The 13,946-nt window shown below is 56.3% G+C and carries 16 protein-coding genes; 10 read left to right on the top strand and 6 right to left on the bottom strand.

Annotation, left to right across the window (positions count from 1 at the left end; all coding sequences use genetic code 11):
* Positions 1–55: 55 nt before the first annotated feature.
* Entirely contained in the window at positions 56–202 is a 147-nt protein-coding gene (locus VGJ94_06240) for a lmo0937 family membrane protein (GenBank protein ID HEY3276201.1), read from the top strand.
* A 151-nt stretch (positions 203–353) separates the two neighbouring features.
* Complete coding sequence (locus VGJ94_06235) at positions 354–641, top strand: hypothetical protein (GenBank protein ID HEY3276200.1); 288 nt, start codon at positions 354–356, stop codon at positions 639–641.
* 106 nt (positions 642–747) lie between these two features.
* Here VGJ94_06235 and VGJ94_06230 read toward each other — a convergent pair whose 3' ends face one another.
* Together VGJ94_06230 and VGJ94_06225 are read right to left on the bottom strand one after the other, a co-directional pair.
* Entirely contained in the window at positions 748–1,101 is a 354-nt protein-coding gene (locus tag VGJ94_06230) for a hypothetical protein (protein HEY3276199.1), read from the bottom strand.
* Positions 1,102–1,606: 505 nt separating this feature from the next.
* The gene (locus tag VGJ94_06225) at positions 1,607–1,921 is read right to left on the bottom strand and encodes a BON domain-containing protein (GenBank protein HEY3276198.1); all 315 of its coding nucleotides are present in this window, start codon (positions 1,919–1,921) and stop codon (positions 1,607–1,609) included.
* Positions 1,922–2,391: 470 nt separating this feature from the next.
* Between VGJ94_06225 and VGJ94_06220 the strand changes: the two genes are divergently transcribed.
* The 8 genes from VGJ94_06220 to VGJ94_06185 all read left to right on the top strand — a co-directional run bounded on the left by VGJ94_06220 (position 2,392) and on the right by VGJ94_06185 (position 10,500).
* Entirely contained in the window at positions 2,392–2,715 is a 324-nt protein-coding gene (locus VGJ94_06220) for a YtxH domain-containing protein (protein ID HEY3276197.1), read from the top strand.
* Positions 2,716–2,890: 175 nt separating this feature from the next.
* Positions 2,891–3,238, top strand: coding sequence for a PRC-barrel domain-containing protein (locus VGJ94_06215; GenBank protein ID HEY3276196.1), 348 nt, complete (start codon positions 2,891–2,893; stop codon positions 3,236–3,238).
* Between the two features lie 58 nt (positions 3,239–3,296).
* Entirely contained in the window at positions 3,297–4,424 is a 1,128-nt protein-coding gene (locus VGJ94_06210; protein HEY3276195.1) for a zinc-dependent alcohol dehydrogenase, read from the top strand.
* 175 nt (positions 4,425–4,599) lie between these two features.
* Positions 4,600–4,821 carry a hypothetical protein gene (locus VGJ94_06205; GenBank protein HEY3276194.1) on the top strand — a complete coding sequence of 74 codons (222 nt, stop codon included), beginning with the start codon at positions 4,600–4,602 and terminating at the stop codon, positions 4,819–4,821.
* Between the two features lie 70 nt (positions 4,822–4,891).
* On the top strand, positions 4,892–8,005 hold the full coding sequence (gene fdh, locus VGJ94_06200; GenBank protein HEY3276193.1) for a formate dehydrogenase: 3,114 nt from the start codon (positions 4,892–4,894) through the stop codon (positions 8,003–8,005).
* A gap of 4 nt (positions 8,006–8,009) precedes the next feature.
* Positions 8,010–8,939, top strand: coding sequence for a 4Fe-4S dicluster domain-containing protein (locus VGJ94_06195; protein HEY3276192.1), 930 nt, complete (start codon positions 8,010–8,012; stop codon positions 8,937–8,939).
* A 21-nt stretch (positions 8,940–8,960) separates the two neighbouring features.
* The gene (nrfD, locus tag VGJ94_06190; protein HEY3276191.1) at positions 8,961–10,127 is read left to right on the top strand and encodes an NrfD/PsrC family molybdoenzyme membrane anchor subunit; all 1,167 of its coding nucleotides are present in this window, start codon (positions 8,961–8,963) and stop codon (positions 10,125–10,127) included.
* A complete protein-coding gene (locus VGJ94_06185; protein HEY3276190.1) occupies positions 10,120–10,500 on the top strand; it encodes a hypothetical protein in 381 nt (126 codons plus the stop codon). Before nrfD ends, VGJ94_06185 begins: the two co-directional genes overlap by 8 nt.
* Before the next feature lie 194 nt (positions 10,501–10,694).
* On the opposite strand, the gene VGJ94_06180 is transcribed toward VGJ94_06185, so the two are convergent.
* The 4 genes from VGJ94_06180 to VGJ94_06165 all read right to left on the bottom strand — a co-directional run bounded on the left by VGJ94_06180 (position 10,695) and on the right by VGJ94_06165 (position 13,920).
* On the bottom strand, positions 10,695–12,302 hold the full coding sequence (locus VGJ94_06180) for a DUF748 domain-containing protein (protein ID HEY3276189.1): 1,608 nt from the start codon (positions 12,300–12,302) through the stop codon (positions 10,695–10,697).
* A gap of 89 nt (positions 12,303–12,391) precedes the next feature.
* The gene (locus tag VGJ94_06175) at positions 12,392–13,387 is read right to left on the bottom strand and encodes an SDR family oxidoreductase (GenBank protein HEY3276188.1); all 996 of its coding nucleotides are present in this window, start codon (positions 13,385–13,387) and stop codon (positions 12,392–12,394) included.
* Positions 13,384–13,680 (bottom strand): FAD-binding protein, encoded by a 297-nt coding sequence (locus VGJ94_06170; GenBank protein ID HEY3276187.1) that lies wholly within the window; start codon positions 13,678–13,680, stop codon positions 13,384–13,386. The genes VGJ94_06175 and VGJ94_06170 overlap by 4 nt, the downstream gene beginning before the upstream one ends.
* A 15-nt stretch (positions 13,681–13,695) precedes the next feature.
* On the bottom strand, positions 13,696–13,920 hold the full coding sequence (locus VGJ94_06165; GenBank protein ID HEY3276186.1) for a hypothetical protein: 225 nt from the start codon (positions 13,918–13,920) through the stop codon (positions 13,696–13,698).
* Between the last annotated feature and the right edge of the window lie 26 nt (positions 13,921–13,946).

The raw sequence follows: 13,946 nt of genomic DNA, 5'->3' as shown, positions 1-13,946 counted from the left end.
TAATTTTCTGACAGGGAGGTGGTGGCGTCGACAAAAAAACTTCAGGAGGCTTATCATGTTATGGACCATTGCGATAATATTGCTAGTTCTATGGCTTCTCGGATTGATCACTAGCTACACTCTGGGCGGTTTTATCCATATCATTCTGGTGATCGCCATTATCGTCCTTATTTTAGGATTCTTCAGGGGACGAAGAGTGTAGAAAGGGGCGGCGGACACGCCCGAAAGACGAAGAGGACGATCGATCGGACCGGCACGAAGAGAGGCCTATCGGTTGTCCTCTATATCTTTTACATATAGGCTCCGGGGACAGAAGCATGTCATTTGAACATCATTCCAGGAGGTGGGTCCGGATGGAAACACGTCAAGAATATGAAGATAAGCTGGAAACCAGGCTGCGGGAATGGAGTGGGGAAATCGATCTCCTCAGGGCCAAAGCGGCCGATGCGAACGCGGAAGGCCGGATTGAGTACAACAGGATGATCGAGCACCTCGAACATAAACAGCGCCAGGCGAGAATGAGGCTCGAGAACCTCAAAACAGCCGATGAGGATGCATGGGAAGATCTGAGGATCGACAGTGAAGAGACGTGGAACGATCTCAAGACAGCATTTGAACATGCCATGTCAAAATTTGCATGAGGTGAATCCCTTTAGTAAAATCTTATTGATTGCATGTAAAGAGACATAGCCTTGCCGTAATATTCCTGAGGGGGCCGGACCCTTCCCCGGCCCCCTCTTTCCATTCTTATCTGCCCGAGCCGGTTGCGCCGCCCGAAGATCCTCCCATGGAGCCGGTGCTGGGGCCACTCATGGAGGAGCCGCTGGCCGGTCCGCTCGAGGAGGAGCCGGTGCCGGGCTGGTTCATCGATCCGGTTCCCGTATCACTCGTGGTCCCTGTGTCCGGCTGATTCATGGTCCCTGTGTCCGGCTGATTCATGGAGCCGGTGCCCGTGGAACCCGTGGCTGACTGATCTACACTATCGCTGCGGCTCTGTGAATCGGACCTGGTATACCCAGAATCACCCGCAGCTGCCAACGGACCTACTCCTGCAAAGAGCACACATAATGCAACTGCCGATATTGCGATAAGCTTATTCATACTTGTCTCCTTAAATTTGGTTTTCAATCAAGCCTCTTTCCCGTTATACAACCCGTTCGCGACCAGCCTTTAGTGGAGAAGCATCAGTCGGGGGTCCTCGTGCAGTTCGGGGTAGTCTTTTTATTTGCTGCGTCGACTACTCCATCTTCATCCCGGATATCCGCCCTTCTTTATTGCGTGGGGCGCCCGTCCGTCCGGAAACAACTCGCCCCGCAGCTTTACTGCCGGCGAGACTCCTGGAAATATTTTTTCACTTGCGCGGGTACGTGTGAAGATCGGATGAATTGAGAGGGTGCATCGAGGCGGACTGCACGAGGAAGTGCGCGTGATACCTATCCGTATATAAATTTCCAAGCCTATGTGGCAATTTCTCAAATCATATCTGCACCTCCTTCATTTCTTCGTCCACGTTCCCATGGACACCATCTTCTCCTTTCTATCTACCTGTGAAGTAGCCGGGTGTCCTGTCACGGCCGGGATTTTGGTCCCGGCCGGACACGCGGGACTACTTCACCATCAGGCTATTCTTCACCGACTGCACGCCTGCTACGCTTCGTGCAATCTGCCCTGCTCTGTTCACGGAATCACGGGTGTCGACCCAGCCGCTCAGGAGCACCACGCCCTTCCGGGTTTCGACGCTGATCTCGAATGATTTCAGGATATCATCCTTCGCCAAAAGGGCTTTTACTTTTGTGGTGATGACCGAGTCGTCCACGTAATCTCCGGTACTTTCCTGCTTGGGCGTGGACCCGCAAGCAGCTAAGGCAGCGACAAACATAAGAAGGATCAACAGGTGGATAAGCATGTTCTTTCGTTTCATGACGTCATACCTCCTTTGAAGTGTTATTCATGGCGACTGGTGGACCACATGATCGCCTGTTCTTAAAACTAAATAGGTACTCCGGCGCTTGATGTCAATAGCGCAAAAATTCCGTCCTGCAAAGGATGAATTCCTTCAATATCATCAGCCGAAAAGTTCTCCCCATACCTTCTCCACGGCTTGACGCGGCAGAGCTTCAATGATTACCGTGTCTCTATGAGATTAGAGAAAGGAGGAGCCATGGCTCCATTAAACTAAAGCGTCCGGTGTTGCAAACCATTCAGCTTCCATTCACCCTCTCCTGCTATTGATCAAAGCACTCATTATGAACTCGATCGGCTGATTTCCACGCATGGGCATTCGTTCAGAGGAGCCCGAAGGAAACAAGACCCGCTTCAGGAACATCTTTCGCGCGGTAATTGCGGGGGATAGAGTTTCTGAAGACTAAACACCTATTAAAGGAGGAAATTGTGAGAACAGAAGAGAGTAGCTCAGGCATGGGATCAGGTTTGTCTTTTCTTATGGGAGCCGCCATCGGCGCCGGAGTCGCGCTGCTTGTGGCGCCGAAGTCCGGTCGGGAGACAAGGGAGAAGCTGAAAGCAATGGCGGGGGATGCGAAGGAGAAGACAGGAAAATACTATGATGATATGAAAGGCGGGGTATCTGAAGCAGCGCAGAAGGCACAGACATATTATGAAGCAGGCAAAGAGTCTATGAAGTCGGCGGCCGAAGCAGGGGCCGAGACCCTGAAGAAGAATCTTTCGGACCGCGGGGAGCCGTCAGGTCAGATATGAAAAGAAGGGTAGACTTGCCCGGCGCTTGCCGCAGGGAGGGTCAAGACTTCAGGGATGGAGCAGGCGTGTCGGCATATAATGCGTACGGGGCAGTTCTCCAATTATTTGCACACGGTGCCGTCATGGGAGGCATGGCTTACCGGATGGAGCCGTATCTTATTAAGGAGGAAAAATCATGGCAAAATACAGAGGAGTGCTTTCATGTTCCACTCTGGCGGGAGATGCAGTAAGAAATCAAGCGGGTGAAGACCTGGGCAATGTCGAAGAGATCATGATCAACCTTGAAACAGGTACCGTTGCCTATGTCGTTCTCAGCTTCGGAGGTATTCTGGGCGTGGGAGACAAGCTGTTCGCGGTCCCTTGGAAAGCCTTCAGTATTTCAGAGGAAGAGCACAAGTTCATACTCGATGTACCCCGGGAGCGGCTTGAAAACGCACCCGGCTTCGATAAAGACAACTGGCCCGATACGAGTGACCCCATGTGGAATACGAATACCGAATCGTACTGGCAAAAGGCGATGTAAATGGCTGAAGCCCCCGGTGTCGTGGCCGGGGGCTTTGCTTCACCTGGAGGAGGAACAGATGAAAGCATTAGTCTATCGTGGCGCCTATGACGTCAGGATTGAAGATAAACCCGACCCGAAAATAGAACATCCTGAAGATGCAATATTAAAGGTAACCACCACGGCCATCTGCGGGTCCGATCTCCATCTCTATCACGGGAGCGTGGAGGGAATGGAGCCCGGCCAAACCCTCGGCCATGAATTTATGGGCATCATTCAGGAAGTGGGGCCGGAGGTCCACGAGGTAAAGGGGGGAGACAGGGTCGTCATTCCCTTCAATATCAGTTGCGGACGCTGCCGGTTCTGTCGCCACCAGTTATGGTCCCAATGCGATAGGTCGAATCCCAACGGTGAAGTGGGGGCGGCCTTCGGCTATACCCAGAAGCTCGGGGGGTTCGATGGAGGACAGGCGGAATATGTCCGGGTGCCCTATGCCAATACGGGTCCCCTGCTCGTGCCCGAGGGGCTGACCGACGAGCAGGTGATCTTTCTTTCCGATATCTTCCCCACCGGTTATTTCGGGGCCGATATTGCAAACGTTCAACCCGGAGATGACGTGACCGTTTTCGGGGCCGGTCCCGTCGGTTATTTTGCGGTATTGAGCGCCTTCCTGCGCGGAGCCGCCCGGGTCTTCTCTGTTGACCGTGAGCCCGACAGACTCGCGAAAACAGGCGCCCTCGGTGCCGAAGTAATCAATTTCAGCAAAACCGATCCCGTGGAATTCGTTCACGATGCGACCAAAGGCGCCGGCACGGTCTGCATAGATGCGGTAGGTTATGAGGCGGTCGGACACCGGCAATCGCCGCAGGTCAAGAAGCCCGCCTACGAGGGGCAAAATCCCGTGCAGATATTCATGTGGATTGCAAAGGTGGCCCGAAAATTCTCCACCGTCGGAGTCCCGGGTGTTTATCTCGGCGCCTACGACCAGTTCCCGTTTGGCGACCTCTTTAACCGGGAGATCCAGATACGGATGGGCCAGTGTCCCGTGAAGAATTACAACGAGCAGCTGCTCCATCTGATCGAGACCGGCCGTTGCGACACGACGAAGATAATAAGTCACTGCGTCAAGCTCCAGGAAGCACCCCAGGCATACGAGATGTTCGATAAAAAAGCGAACGGTGCGACCAAGGTGATAATGAAGCCTTAAATGACCTGGGGCCGGATCGGGACTTACCGTGCGAGCCGACCACCACCCGTGTGGAACAGAACGCAAAGGGAGGAGGACCTCTCCTCTTCCACTTGACTTTTTTCCTCCCTCTGACCATCTTTTCCGCTAGAGGGACGGAATGGTTGGCACGACGCAGATAAAATGCGGGGAGGCAATGAAAATCGCGGAAGGACATATCACCCTTGTGCAGGAAGGCCGCTTTCGTCTCACCACGTCCGAAGGGCAAAGTATTCTTCTTACCCTCGCCCATGATACAGCTTCGACAGGGAATGATCTCCTCGACTGGTATGAAAAGGGCACCCATGTCATCGTTGAATTCACCGGCGATGAAGGCTTCGAATCGGCAACGGCACACGCCGTGGGAATCGCCGTGTAATTTGCAGGAGCGAAAGATGGAAAAGACGAAAAGGCCGTCGTCTTCGGGTACGGGTCAGGCATGGCCGCTCATGCGCCAGGCTGCCGGGGAAGACGGGTTCGGGAAAGCAGCCGAATCGCCCGGTTCGCGCGCCATTAAAGCACGACTGCAAGACGCGGACCGCGTGGGAGGAAGTATCTGCCCCTTTTGCGCCGTGGGGTGTGCCCAGCTTGTCTATGCCAGAGGGAATGACATCATCCACGTGGAAGGTGATCCCCGAAGTCCCATAAACAAGGGAACACTCTGCCCGAAAGGGGCAGCCACCGTGAGCTGGATGATGAACCCGAACAGGCTCACGACGGTGAAATATAAAGCACCCTTCGCCGAATCCTGGGAGGAGGTGCCCCTCGATTGGGCCATGGACCGAATCGCCCAACTCGTGAAAAAAACGCGGGATGAGACCTTTGTGGAAACCCTCCCCGGTAATGTCGAGGTAAACCACACAATGGCCATTGCGGAGCTTGGCGGCGCCACACTCGATAACGAGGAGAACTACCTCATAAAGAAACTCTGCGCCGGCGGCCTGGGAATGGTATGGGTGGAAAATCAGGCGCGGGTCTGACACAGCCCTTCCGTGCCCGGTCTGGGCGCAAGCTTCGGTCGGGGGGCAGCCACCACCGCCCAATGGGACCTCGTTAACAGCGATTGCGTTATGATCATGGGCTCCAACATGGCGGAGAACCACCCCATCGCATTCCGGTTCGTTCTCGAGGCCAAGGAGAGGGGCGCCACGATCATTCACGCCGATCCCCGCTTTACCCGTACTTCGGCGCTGGCCGATATTTATGCGCCGGTCCGTGCGGGCAGCGACATCGCATTTCTGGGAGGGCTGATCCGTTATATCCTTGAGAACGACCTCTGGTTCAGGGAGTATGCCCTCAACTATACAAATATCAGCACGATCATAAACGAAGACTTCAAGGACGCAAGTCAACTGGACGGGCTTTTTTCCGGCTGGAACAGCGAGACGGGCTCATATAATCACGAGAGCTGGCAGTACAAGGGGGAGGTCATGCCTTCCTCCTTATCGGAACATCATGTGAATACGGGCGAATCATATAGCGAAAAATTGAAGCGGATGGAGAAAGGACCGCCTCCCCGCGACGAAACTCTTAAAGACGCCCATTGCGTCTACCAGATCCTGCGACGCCACTATGCCGCCTATACACCCGAGATGGTGGAACGTATCACGGGATGTCCCAGGCAGACATTCCTTGAAATAGCCAGGACGCTGACGCGGAACAGCGGACGGGAGCGCACCTCCGCCTGGTGCTATTCGGTAGGCTGGACCCACCACACCACGGGTGTCCAGATCATCCGGGCGGCAGCTATCGTTCAGTCTCTCCTCGGCAACATCGGCCGCCCCGGGGGCGGCCTTTTTGCTCTTCGCGGTCATAGCAGCATCCAGGGGAGCACCGACATCCCCACCCTCTATAACATGCTTCCGGGGTACCTGCGCCATCCGAACGCGTACCAGTCCATCCATAAGACCCTTGATGAGTATTTGAAAAATGAAGCGGTCCCCACGGGCTATTGGCATAATCTGGACAAATTCTTCATAAGCCTGCTGCGCGCGTGGTACGGCGACCACGCCACGGAGACCAACGGATGGGGGTATGGCTGGATCCCCAAGATCATGGGCGATCATTCCCAACTGCCCATGACCCTGGCGATCGAAGACGGCATCATACGGGGGCTCCTCCTTATGGGTCAGAACCCTGTGATCGGAGGCTCCAACAGCCGTATGATCCGCAAGGCCCTTCCGAACCTCGAATGGATGGTAGTCCGCGAGATCTTTGAAAGCGACACCGCGTCATACTGGTATAAATCCCCTGAGGCGGCCTCCGGCGAGCTCGACCCAAAACAGATTAAAACCGAGATCTTTCTGCTCCCGGCCGCGCTGCCGGGCGAGAAGGAAGGGACTTTCACGAATACCCATCGCCTCATCCAGTGGCACGACAAGGTGGTCGACCCGCCGGGAGATTGTCGCTCGGACCTCTGGTTTGTCTATCACCTGGGCCGCCGGCTCAAGGAACTTTACCGGTCAAGCTGGAAGAAAGCGGACCAGCCCATCCAGAACCTGACGTGGGATTACCCTGTTGAAGGTCCCACAGGGGAGCCCGAAACCGAAGCGGTGATAAGGGAGATAAACGGGTATACCTGGAAAGACAAGCAACAGATCGCCGGACCCGAAGATATCAAGAATAACGGCGAGACTGCCGTGGGATGCTGGATCTATACGGGGGTCTTCCCCAGGGCCGGTTTCAATCACGCCCGCTCCCGCAAAGCAGACGGCCCCGACGGCCCGGGCACCCATCTCGGTTGGGGTTTCGCCTGGCCCGAGAACCGTCGCATCCTCTATAACAGGGCATCCGCAGATCCCGAAGGGCGGCCCTGGTCGGAGAAGAAGAAATATATCTGGTGGGACGAGGGCTCCGGACACTGGGAAGGCCTCGATGTCCCGGATTTCAAGAAAACGAAAGAGCCGGGCTTCCAACCCGATTGGTCGAAGGAGCCGAAGGGAATGGACGCCCTTGACGGTAGATCGCCCTTTATCATGATCGCCGATGGCAAGAGCTCCCTTTTCGTGCCGTCAGGCCTGAAAGATGCCCCCATACCAACCCATTACGAACCTGTTGAATCTCCGGTCAGGAATCTTCTCTACACGCAGCAGGACAATCCTGTCACAAAAAAATGGGTAAGGAGCGACAACGTGTTGCACGGTATCGCCGATCCCGCCTATCCCTATGCAATCACCACGTTTCGCCTGACCGAGCAGCATACGGGCGCCCTTCCCACACGTATGATCCCTTCCACCGCCGAGCTGCAGCCCTCACAGTTCGTCGAAATTCCACCCGAGCTGGCGGAGGAAAAGGACGTACGAAATCTCGACTGGGTAATTGTCTCCACCGCGCGCGGCAGCATCGAAGCCCAGGCGCTCGTGACCCGAAGACTCCGGCCCTTTCGCATCAACGGCGGCATAGTGTATCAGGTCGGTATTCCATGGCATTTCGGATGGCAGGGATATGCGACCGGCGATGTGGCAAACACGTTGACGGCGGTGGTGGGCGACCCTAACTGCTCCATCCACGAAGGAAAAGCGTTTACCTGCAATATAGAAAAAGGAAGGCTCAAGAGAGGTTGATGCCATGACAAAACCCGTGTATCCCGATGCCGTTCCTGCGCGAGCGGTCTCCTACGAAAAAGGCCTCAGCGGGATGATCCCGGATGAAGCGGAAGTCACCGCCGGGGTGCGCGTGGTGCCGGGCCGGACATATGGGTTTTTTGTGGATACCAGCCTCTGCATCGGCTGCAAGGCATGCGAGGTGGCTTGCAAGGAATGGAACGGGCTGCCCGCCGACAACATCGGCCTCCGGGGGACCAGCTTTGACAATACTGGGAGTCTGTCGGCCGGCACCTGGCGTCATGTGCGGTTTATCGAAAAGATGTCCGATAACGGCGGATCGCGGCCTACCATGCTTGCCCCCTTCCAGAGCAACTGGCTCATGATGAGCGATGTCTGCAAGCACTGCCGTCGGGCCGCGTGCCTCGAGGCATGTCCCACAGGCGCCCTTTTCCGCACGGAGTACGGCTCGGTGGTAGTCCAGCAGGACATCTGCAACGGGTGCGGTTACTGCGTCCCGTCCTGCCCTTTCGGAGTAATAGAGCTTAATATGCATGACGGGAAGGCCCATAAGTGTACCCTCTGCTATGACAGGCTTAAGGCGGGCCTGGAGCCTGCGTGCGCGAAGACGTGCCCCACCAATTCGATACAGTTCGGAGAAGTGGGTGAGCTTATCGACCGCGCCCATGGCCGGCTCGAACGGCTGCACGCACTCGGTAGGGATGATGCATACCTGTATGGAGTACCCGGTGCACCCGGCGCGACGGGAGGCATCAAGGGTCTCCATGCCTTTTTTCTCCTCCTCGACAGTCCCGAGGTCTACAATCTGCCGCGGTCCCCGAGGCTGCCGTCCCGCCGCATCGCCCACAGCATTTTCCGGGGTCTCGCTACGGTCGCCGGCATAATAGTATGTACTGCGATGACTATACGCGCTTCTGCGAATGAGAGGGAGTGAGCAGGGTAAAAGGGAGGTGGCATGTATCTGGATAATGGGCAGGTTCTTCTTCGCGAGCCGGAAAAGGGGCTCCTGAAAAACCCGGATCCCGGACCTCGGGGGAAAGTAAAAAGCAGGCCCCTGCCCGCATACAAGGGTGAAACATATTACGGTATGCCTGCGGTAAAATCGAGCCATTATGGATTGCGTGCGGGCGCCGGTTTTTTTACGGAGGGTATCGGAAGCGCCGCTCAATATATCGCCACCGTGGCGGACTTATTCGGGGGCGAAGGGGACCGGCCCATGGTGCGGACCGGGCGGCATATGGCCTCCGCCGGGGCCCTCATGGCTCTGCTCATTTTCGTCCTCGACCTCCATACCCGCTCCCGATGGTATAATATGCTGCGCCTCTTCCGTCCCACCTCGGTCATGTCCATCGGAGTGTGGTCCCTGACGAAGTTCGGGCTATTGTCCGCCCTGACTTCAGTTGCACAGCTTATGGAAGATTTTGGTCTCCCTCGGGCGGGACGCATCATGGGACGAATTGTTCAGGTACCCGCGTCTTTGGCAGGCACGGTCGTTTCGTCTTATGTGGGGACAGAGCTCGAAGAGACGAGCACCCCCTTCTGGTCTGCCGGTTTCCCGCGCATGTCCTCCCTTGTCGCTTCGGCAAATGCAACAGCCGCCCTTTCGATTATGGAAGGGGTACGGACTCTTGCCGGGAAGAGATCGGAGGGCTTAGGGCGGCTTTCAATACTGACGGGCGCCTTTGCCCTGATGATGCTCCAAAAGGTATGGGAAAGCAGGCCCCGTGCCCGGCAGGAAGAGCAAGGCACTGCAGTCCCCCGTGGCAGCGGCTTGGGAATTGCCTCCGCGATCTTTTTCACGGGAAAGCTCCTGCCCCTGATCTTCGGCAGACGGGCCTTGCCCATGACCGCCATGAGCCTGATATCCGGCGTCGCACTGGGTGCACTGGTGCCGGCGATGCTTCTCCGCGCAGGGAATCGGTCCGGAAACGATCCGGTAGCCTACTTTATTCATATCCAGACGGAGGAAGAGGACAAAGGGCGTAAAATGCCCGCCCATCCGTCGGAGTACGCCAACCGACCCGAGGCCGCAAAAAAACTTCCTTTTATCGTGAGATGGGGGCTCGCGGTCGTTATCCTGGGGGTTGCCGGGATAATGGCAAAAGGGGGACCCCATGAATAACCATGAAACAGCGGAAAAACAGGGTCGCATAACAGCCACGGGAATATCCGAGGCGGGCTACGAGGAGCTCTGTCGTAGGACCATCTCCCGCCTCAATGAGGCATACGATCACGATCCGGTCAGTCTTGAAAACCGCATTGACCACACGGTACGGGCACTGGTTAGTCTACGGGATAAACTTATCGTCGATATCCGTGGAGGAGCGGCCGGCGAAGGCGGTGCGAAAAGGAAGAAGGCCCTGGCTGATGTCAACAGGGCCTTGAGCCTTCTTGTAAGCCTCGATTATCCCGCGATTGGCATCGACCGTGAGATGATGGAAAAGGCCGAAGAACTCCTCAGGTACCTCGCCCTGAACGAGTTCCGGGACATGTGAAAGGGTTTCATCTACAGAATCTCGTTCCTCCGCTGCCGCAAGTATCGCCCTGATCTTCTTCTTCATCTTCATCGTCCTCTTCATTGCCAGCCTCGTCGCCCATCTTTTCAGAAGAGGCTGAGCCGGACCGGCCCGCAAGGCGTCACGGAAGATCGAGGCCCGTATGACATCGAGGGAAGGAGGCGCCGCACCTTTCAACTGCTCGACGGCCGTCCCACTTCTCTCTGAAAACCTGGAAGAATCGCCTTTATAAAGGCGTTTCGTACGAGGTTAACGAGCGCTTGCCAGGTATCGGGGCGGGGCCCCTCAAGGGGCCCCGAGATGTCCGTCTGGGTCGCTATTTCCTTACGGGGCTCGTTCCGGAGCAGTTTCGAGAGGCCTTTCACTGCCCCCACATAGGCCTTGTGGATCACGCCCTTCTCCTGCCGGTTTTCTATCTTCATCTCCTTGAAGAGGGGCTTCACATAACCCTTGACCATGTTGTCTTTCACTCCTACTTCCGAATAGAAGGAAAATAACCCCGATTTGATATCAAAGTCGCCGTAAGCGCGAAAAAGGTCGCTCATGGCGGGCATCTCGGTGTTCTCGATCACGACGTTCACGTTAAAATCAGGGCTTTTCTTCTCCGGCCTGAATGTACCGGTTATCCGGGTACTCCCCGTACCCATAAATTTCCCGGTGAGGTCGAGGTTGGACGGCCCCTCCGCAAACCTGTTACTGAAATTCTTCATCGTGGCATTTGTATTGTCGATAAAAAGCCGGAAGGGGGGGCTTTCCGACTTATTCACGAAACCGAAGGCCCCCTGGCTGATGGTGAGAAGGCCCACACGTATCTTTGCCGAAGATTCGGTGCTTGCCTCCTTCGCTTTACGCGCGGCTGCCCGGGCCCTTTCCTTCTCCGCTTCGGTCGTCTGCGGAAGGGTCACGTAATCGATGGCCGGGCCCTTCAACTCGACGCTCTCAAGGTTGATCTCCGTAATATCCGGTGCGTATTCCACGGCCCCTTTTCCGGAAAGTGTTCCTTTCTTGATGAGAATGTTCGCCTTCTTCAGAACAGGCGTGAGATCTGCCAATTCGATCCCGGCAAGCTCCACCGTCGCTTTCACTCCGGGGTAAGGCTCCTGCAGGAAATTGGCGCGGCCATCGAGCTTGAGTGCCCCTTTCTCGAATACGCGCGCCTCCATTTTTATTCCGGAAGGATATGTTTTATCGGGAACGGATATATTGCGGATGTTGGAAGCCTTCAAAAAGATTTCCCTCACCTGCAACGGTTTGGCGGGGCCTTCGTCGATGTAGGTCACTTCTCCATTCCTGATGGTGATTATATTGATCCTGATCGGCAATACGGCCTGGATCGACTCCTGCCAACCCTTTTGCCTGAGAGGGACCTTGCTCTTCTCTTCTTCACGGATATGGGCGAGGTTCAGATGTAACTTTGGGGTATCGATCAGGATATCTCCGACAAGATGTCCCGCCAGGAGAGCTCTCCAATGGATGCTCCCGTAGATCCATTTCACATCGGCCATCGGGGGGTCGGGATTTGCGTTCTGCACGAGCGCCACGTTGCTCAATCCCACTGAGAGGGGCAGGGGTTTGAAATAGACCCGTCCCACGCGGACGGTATAGCCCTTGAGCCTGCTATTCATCTGGTGCTCGATATGGCGGCTGAGACTCTTGATACTCACCTGCGAGACAATCGCCGCGACCAGGATCAGCCCTCCGGCCCCGATGATAACCCACATCCACCATTTCATTCTAAGGGAGGATTTTTCTCCTGGAGCACTCAGTTGTTCTTTTTCCATTCTCCTTTCTTCCTCCTACCGAATATAGGAATATTTCTCGTTCTCTCCATCATGCAAGAGAAGCAGGCTCATTACTCCGCCGGGGGCGGTTAACCTCTTCTCTTCCTGCACATGGAGAGAAGGGCGAATGCCGAGGCAGCGGCCGCGAAAAAAACGGTCCAGCCCCTATGGGTCGCCATCCGGAGCTCGAGGCTCTGCGAGCGGGAGCGCTCGTCGAATTCGCCGTGTGCCCCGTGATCACCCGGGAGGGGAAGCCACAAATAATGGGGCCGATCGGGGTCCGCAGGACCGTTATACTGTTGCGCCTGCCATCCCCTCTTACCGAGGACCCAATCCCCCAGGGCCGGAAAAACTTTATTGCCCCAAATAGCGATCACCGTGCTCATTCCGACGAAAAGCTCCCTCCGCGGGTGCCGTGCGAGCCACACAATCGCGCGGGCCGGCACTTCGGGTTGATAAATCGGCGGTACGGGCCGCGGCTTGCGGGGCAGGCGGGACTTACACCATGAAAATTGGGGTGTATTGACCGCCGGCAGCTGCACCATAGTGAGGCGGACCCGGCTTTTCTTGTGGATCAGCTCCGAACGGAGCGCGTCGGTGAATCCCCGGATCGCATGCTTTGCCCCCGAATATGCCGATTGAAAGGGTATTGCCCGGTATGCCAGGGAGGAACCTACCTGGATTATGACGCCCTTATCGCGCGGGAGCATGCTTTTCAATGCGGTCCGCGTGCCGTTGACGTAGCCGAGATAGGTCACCTCCGTCACGCGCCTGAACTCGTCAACGGTCATTTCCAGGAAGGGAGACATAACCGTCTCCATCGCATTATTCACCCATACGTCTATCGGACCGAAGGCACTCTCCACGAGTTGTGCCGCCGATTCGACCTGCTCCGGGTCGGATACGTCGGTCGGGATTATCAGACCCCGGCCTCCCAGAGCATCAACCTCCCTTTTTGCCGCCTCAAGCCCTTCGAGCCCGCGCGCAACAAGACCGATATATGCCCCCTGCCGGGCGAATTCACGGGCAGTCGCCCGTCCCACCCCGGCCGAAGCCCCTGTAATCAGTACCACGTCCCGTTTCATAGCCTCACCTCATAAGATCCTTTGACCTCCGTCTCCCCTGCCATGGCCGAATGGATGCCGCAGGAGTTATTTCCGATCATGCCCCCGAGGGTATTGTGGGAATGGGGAGAGGGGTCGGGGCCGAAGGCGAGGTGATGCTCTTCTAACTCCCTCCTGAGGTGATCGAGCACAGTCCCCGGGTGTACCCTCGCGACTCTACGAGCCGGATCGAGCTCAAGGGTGCGGTGCATATATTTGGAGAAGTCAATCACCACCGCCACGTATCGGTATTCGTCATGCACTGTGGCGGACATGGCCCCTCCTTTTGATCAGATGTCGCATTTATGGGCGTCGGGTCGCTTTAACTGGAGCCCCAGCACCGCGGTCGCCATGTCGGCATAAGTAAAACCGAGGCCCCGCGCTCCGCCGGCTTCGGCCTCCACCATTACCAGGGTGGTCTCATCCCATGGAAGGGTACCGTCGGCTTCGGGAAAATCCGTCGGTACAGGGCATGCCGACACGGTCACTTTTCCGATAGGCAGAAGGGGTCTCATGGGAGAACCCGCGTCTCCGGACGACC

Source organism: Syntrophorhabdaceae bacterium, from assembly GCA_036504895.1.
Lineage (GTDB): Bacteria > Desulfobacterota > Syntrophorhabdia > Syntrophorhabdales > Syntrophorhabdaceae > PNOM01.
Note: the sequence above shows the minus strand (reverse complement) of the source record. Positions and strands in the feature narration are given on the sequence as shown.

Excerpts from the sequence above, each read along its gene's own strand:
- VGJ94_06240 (HEY3276201.1), top strand. The coding sequence starts at position 56 with ATGTTATGGACCATTGCGATAATATTGCTAGTTCTATGGCTTCTCGGA.
- VGJ94_06235 (HEY3276200.1), top strand. The coding sequence starts at position 354 with ATGGAAACACGTCAAGAATATGAAGATAAGCTGGAAACCAGGCTGCGG.
- VGJ94_06230 (HEY3276199.1), bottom strand. The coding sequence starts at position 1,101 with ATGAATAAGCTTATCGCAATATCGGCAGTTGCATTATGTGTGCTCTTT.
- VGJ94_06225 (HEY3276198.1), bottom strand. The coding sequence starts at position 1,921 with ATGAAACGAAAGAACATGCTTATCCACCTGTTGATCCTTCTTATGTTT.
- VGJ94_06215 (HEY3276196.1), top strand. The coding sequence starts at position 2,891 with ATGGCAAAATACAGAGGAGTGCTTTCATGTTCCACTCTGGCGGGAGAT.
- VGJ94_06210 (HEY3276195.1), top strand. The coding sequence starts at position 3,297 with ATGAAAGCATTAGTCTATCGTGGCGCCTATGACGTCAGGATTGAAGAT.
- VGJ94_06205 (HEY3276194.1), top strand. The coding sequence starts at position 4,600 with ATGAAAATCGCGGAAGGACATATCACCCTTGTGCAGGAAGGCCGCTTT.
- VGJ94_06195 (HEY3276192.1), top strand. The coding sequence starts at position 8,010 with ATGACAAAACCCGTGTATCCCGATGCCGTTCCTGCGCGAGCGGTCTCC.
- nrfD (HEY3276191.1), top strand. The coding sequence starts at position 8,961 with ATGTATCTGGATAATGGGCAGGTTCTTCTTCGCGAGCCGGAAAAGGGG.
- VGJ94_06185 (HEY3276190.1), top strand. The coding sequence starts at position 10,120 with ATGAATAACCATGAAACAGCGGAAAAACAGGGTCGCATAACAGCCACG.
- VGJ94_06180 (HEY3276189.1), bottom strand. The coding sequence starts at position 12,302 with ATGGAAAAAGAACAACTGAGTGCTCCAGGAGAAAAATCCTCCCTTAGA.
- VGJ94_06175 (HEY3276188.1), bottom strand. The coding sequence starts at position 13,387 with ATGAAACGGGACGTGGTACTGATTACAGGGGCTTCGGCCGGGGTGGGA.
- VGJ94_06170 (HEY3276187.1), bottom strand. The coding sequence starts at position 13,680 with ATGTCCGCCACAGTGCATGACGAATACCGATACGTGGCGGTGGTGATT.
- VGJ94_06165 (HEY3276186.1), bottom strand. The coding sequence starts at position 13,920 with ATGAGACCCCTTCTGCCTATCGGAAAAGTGACCGTGTCGGCATGCCCT.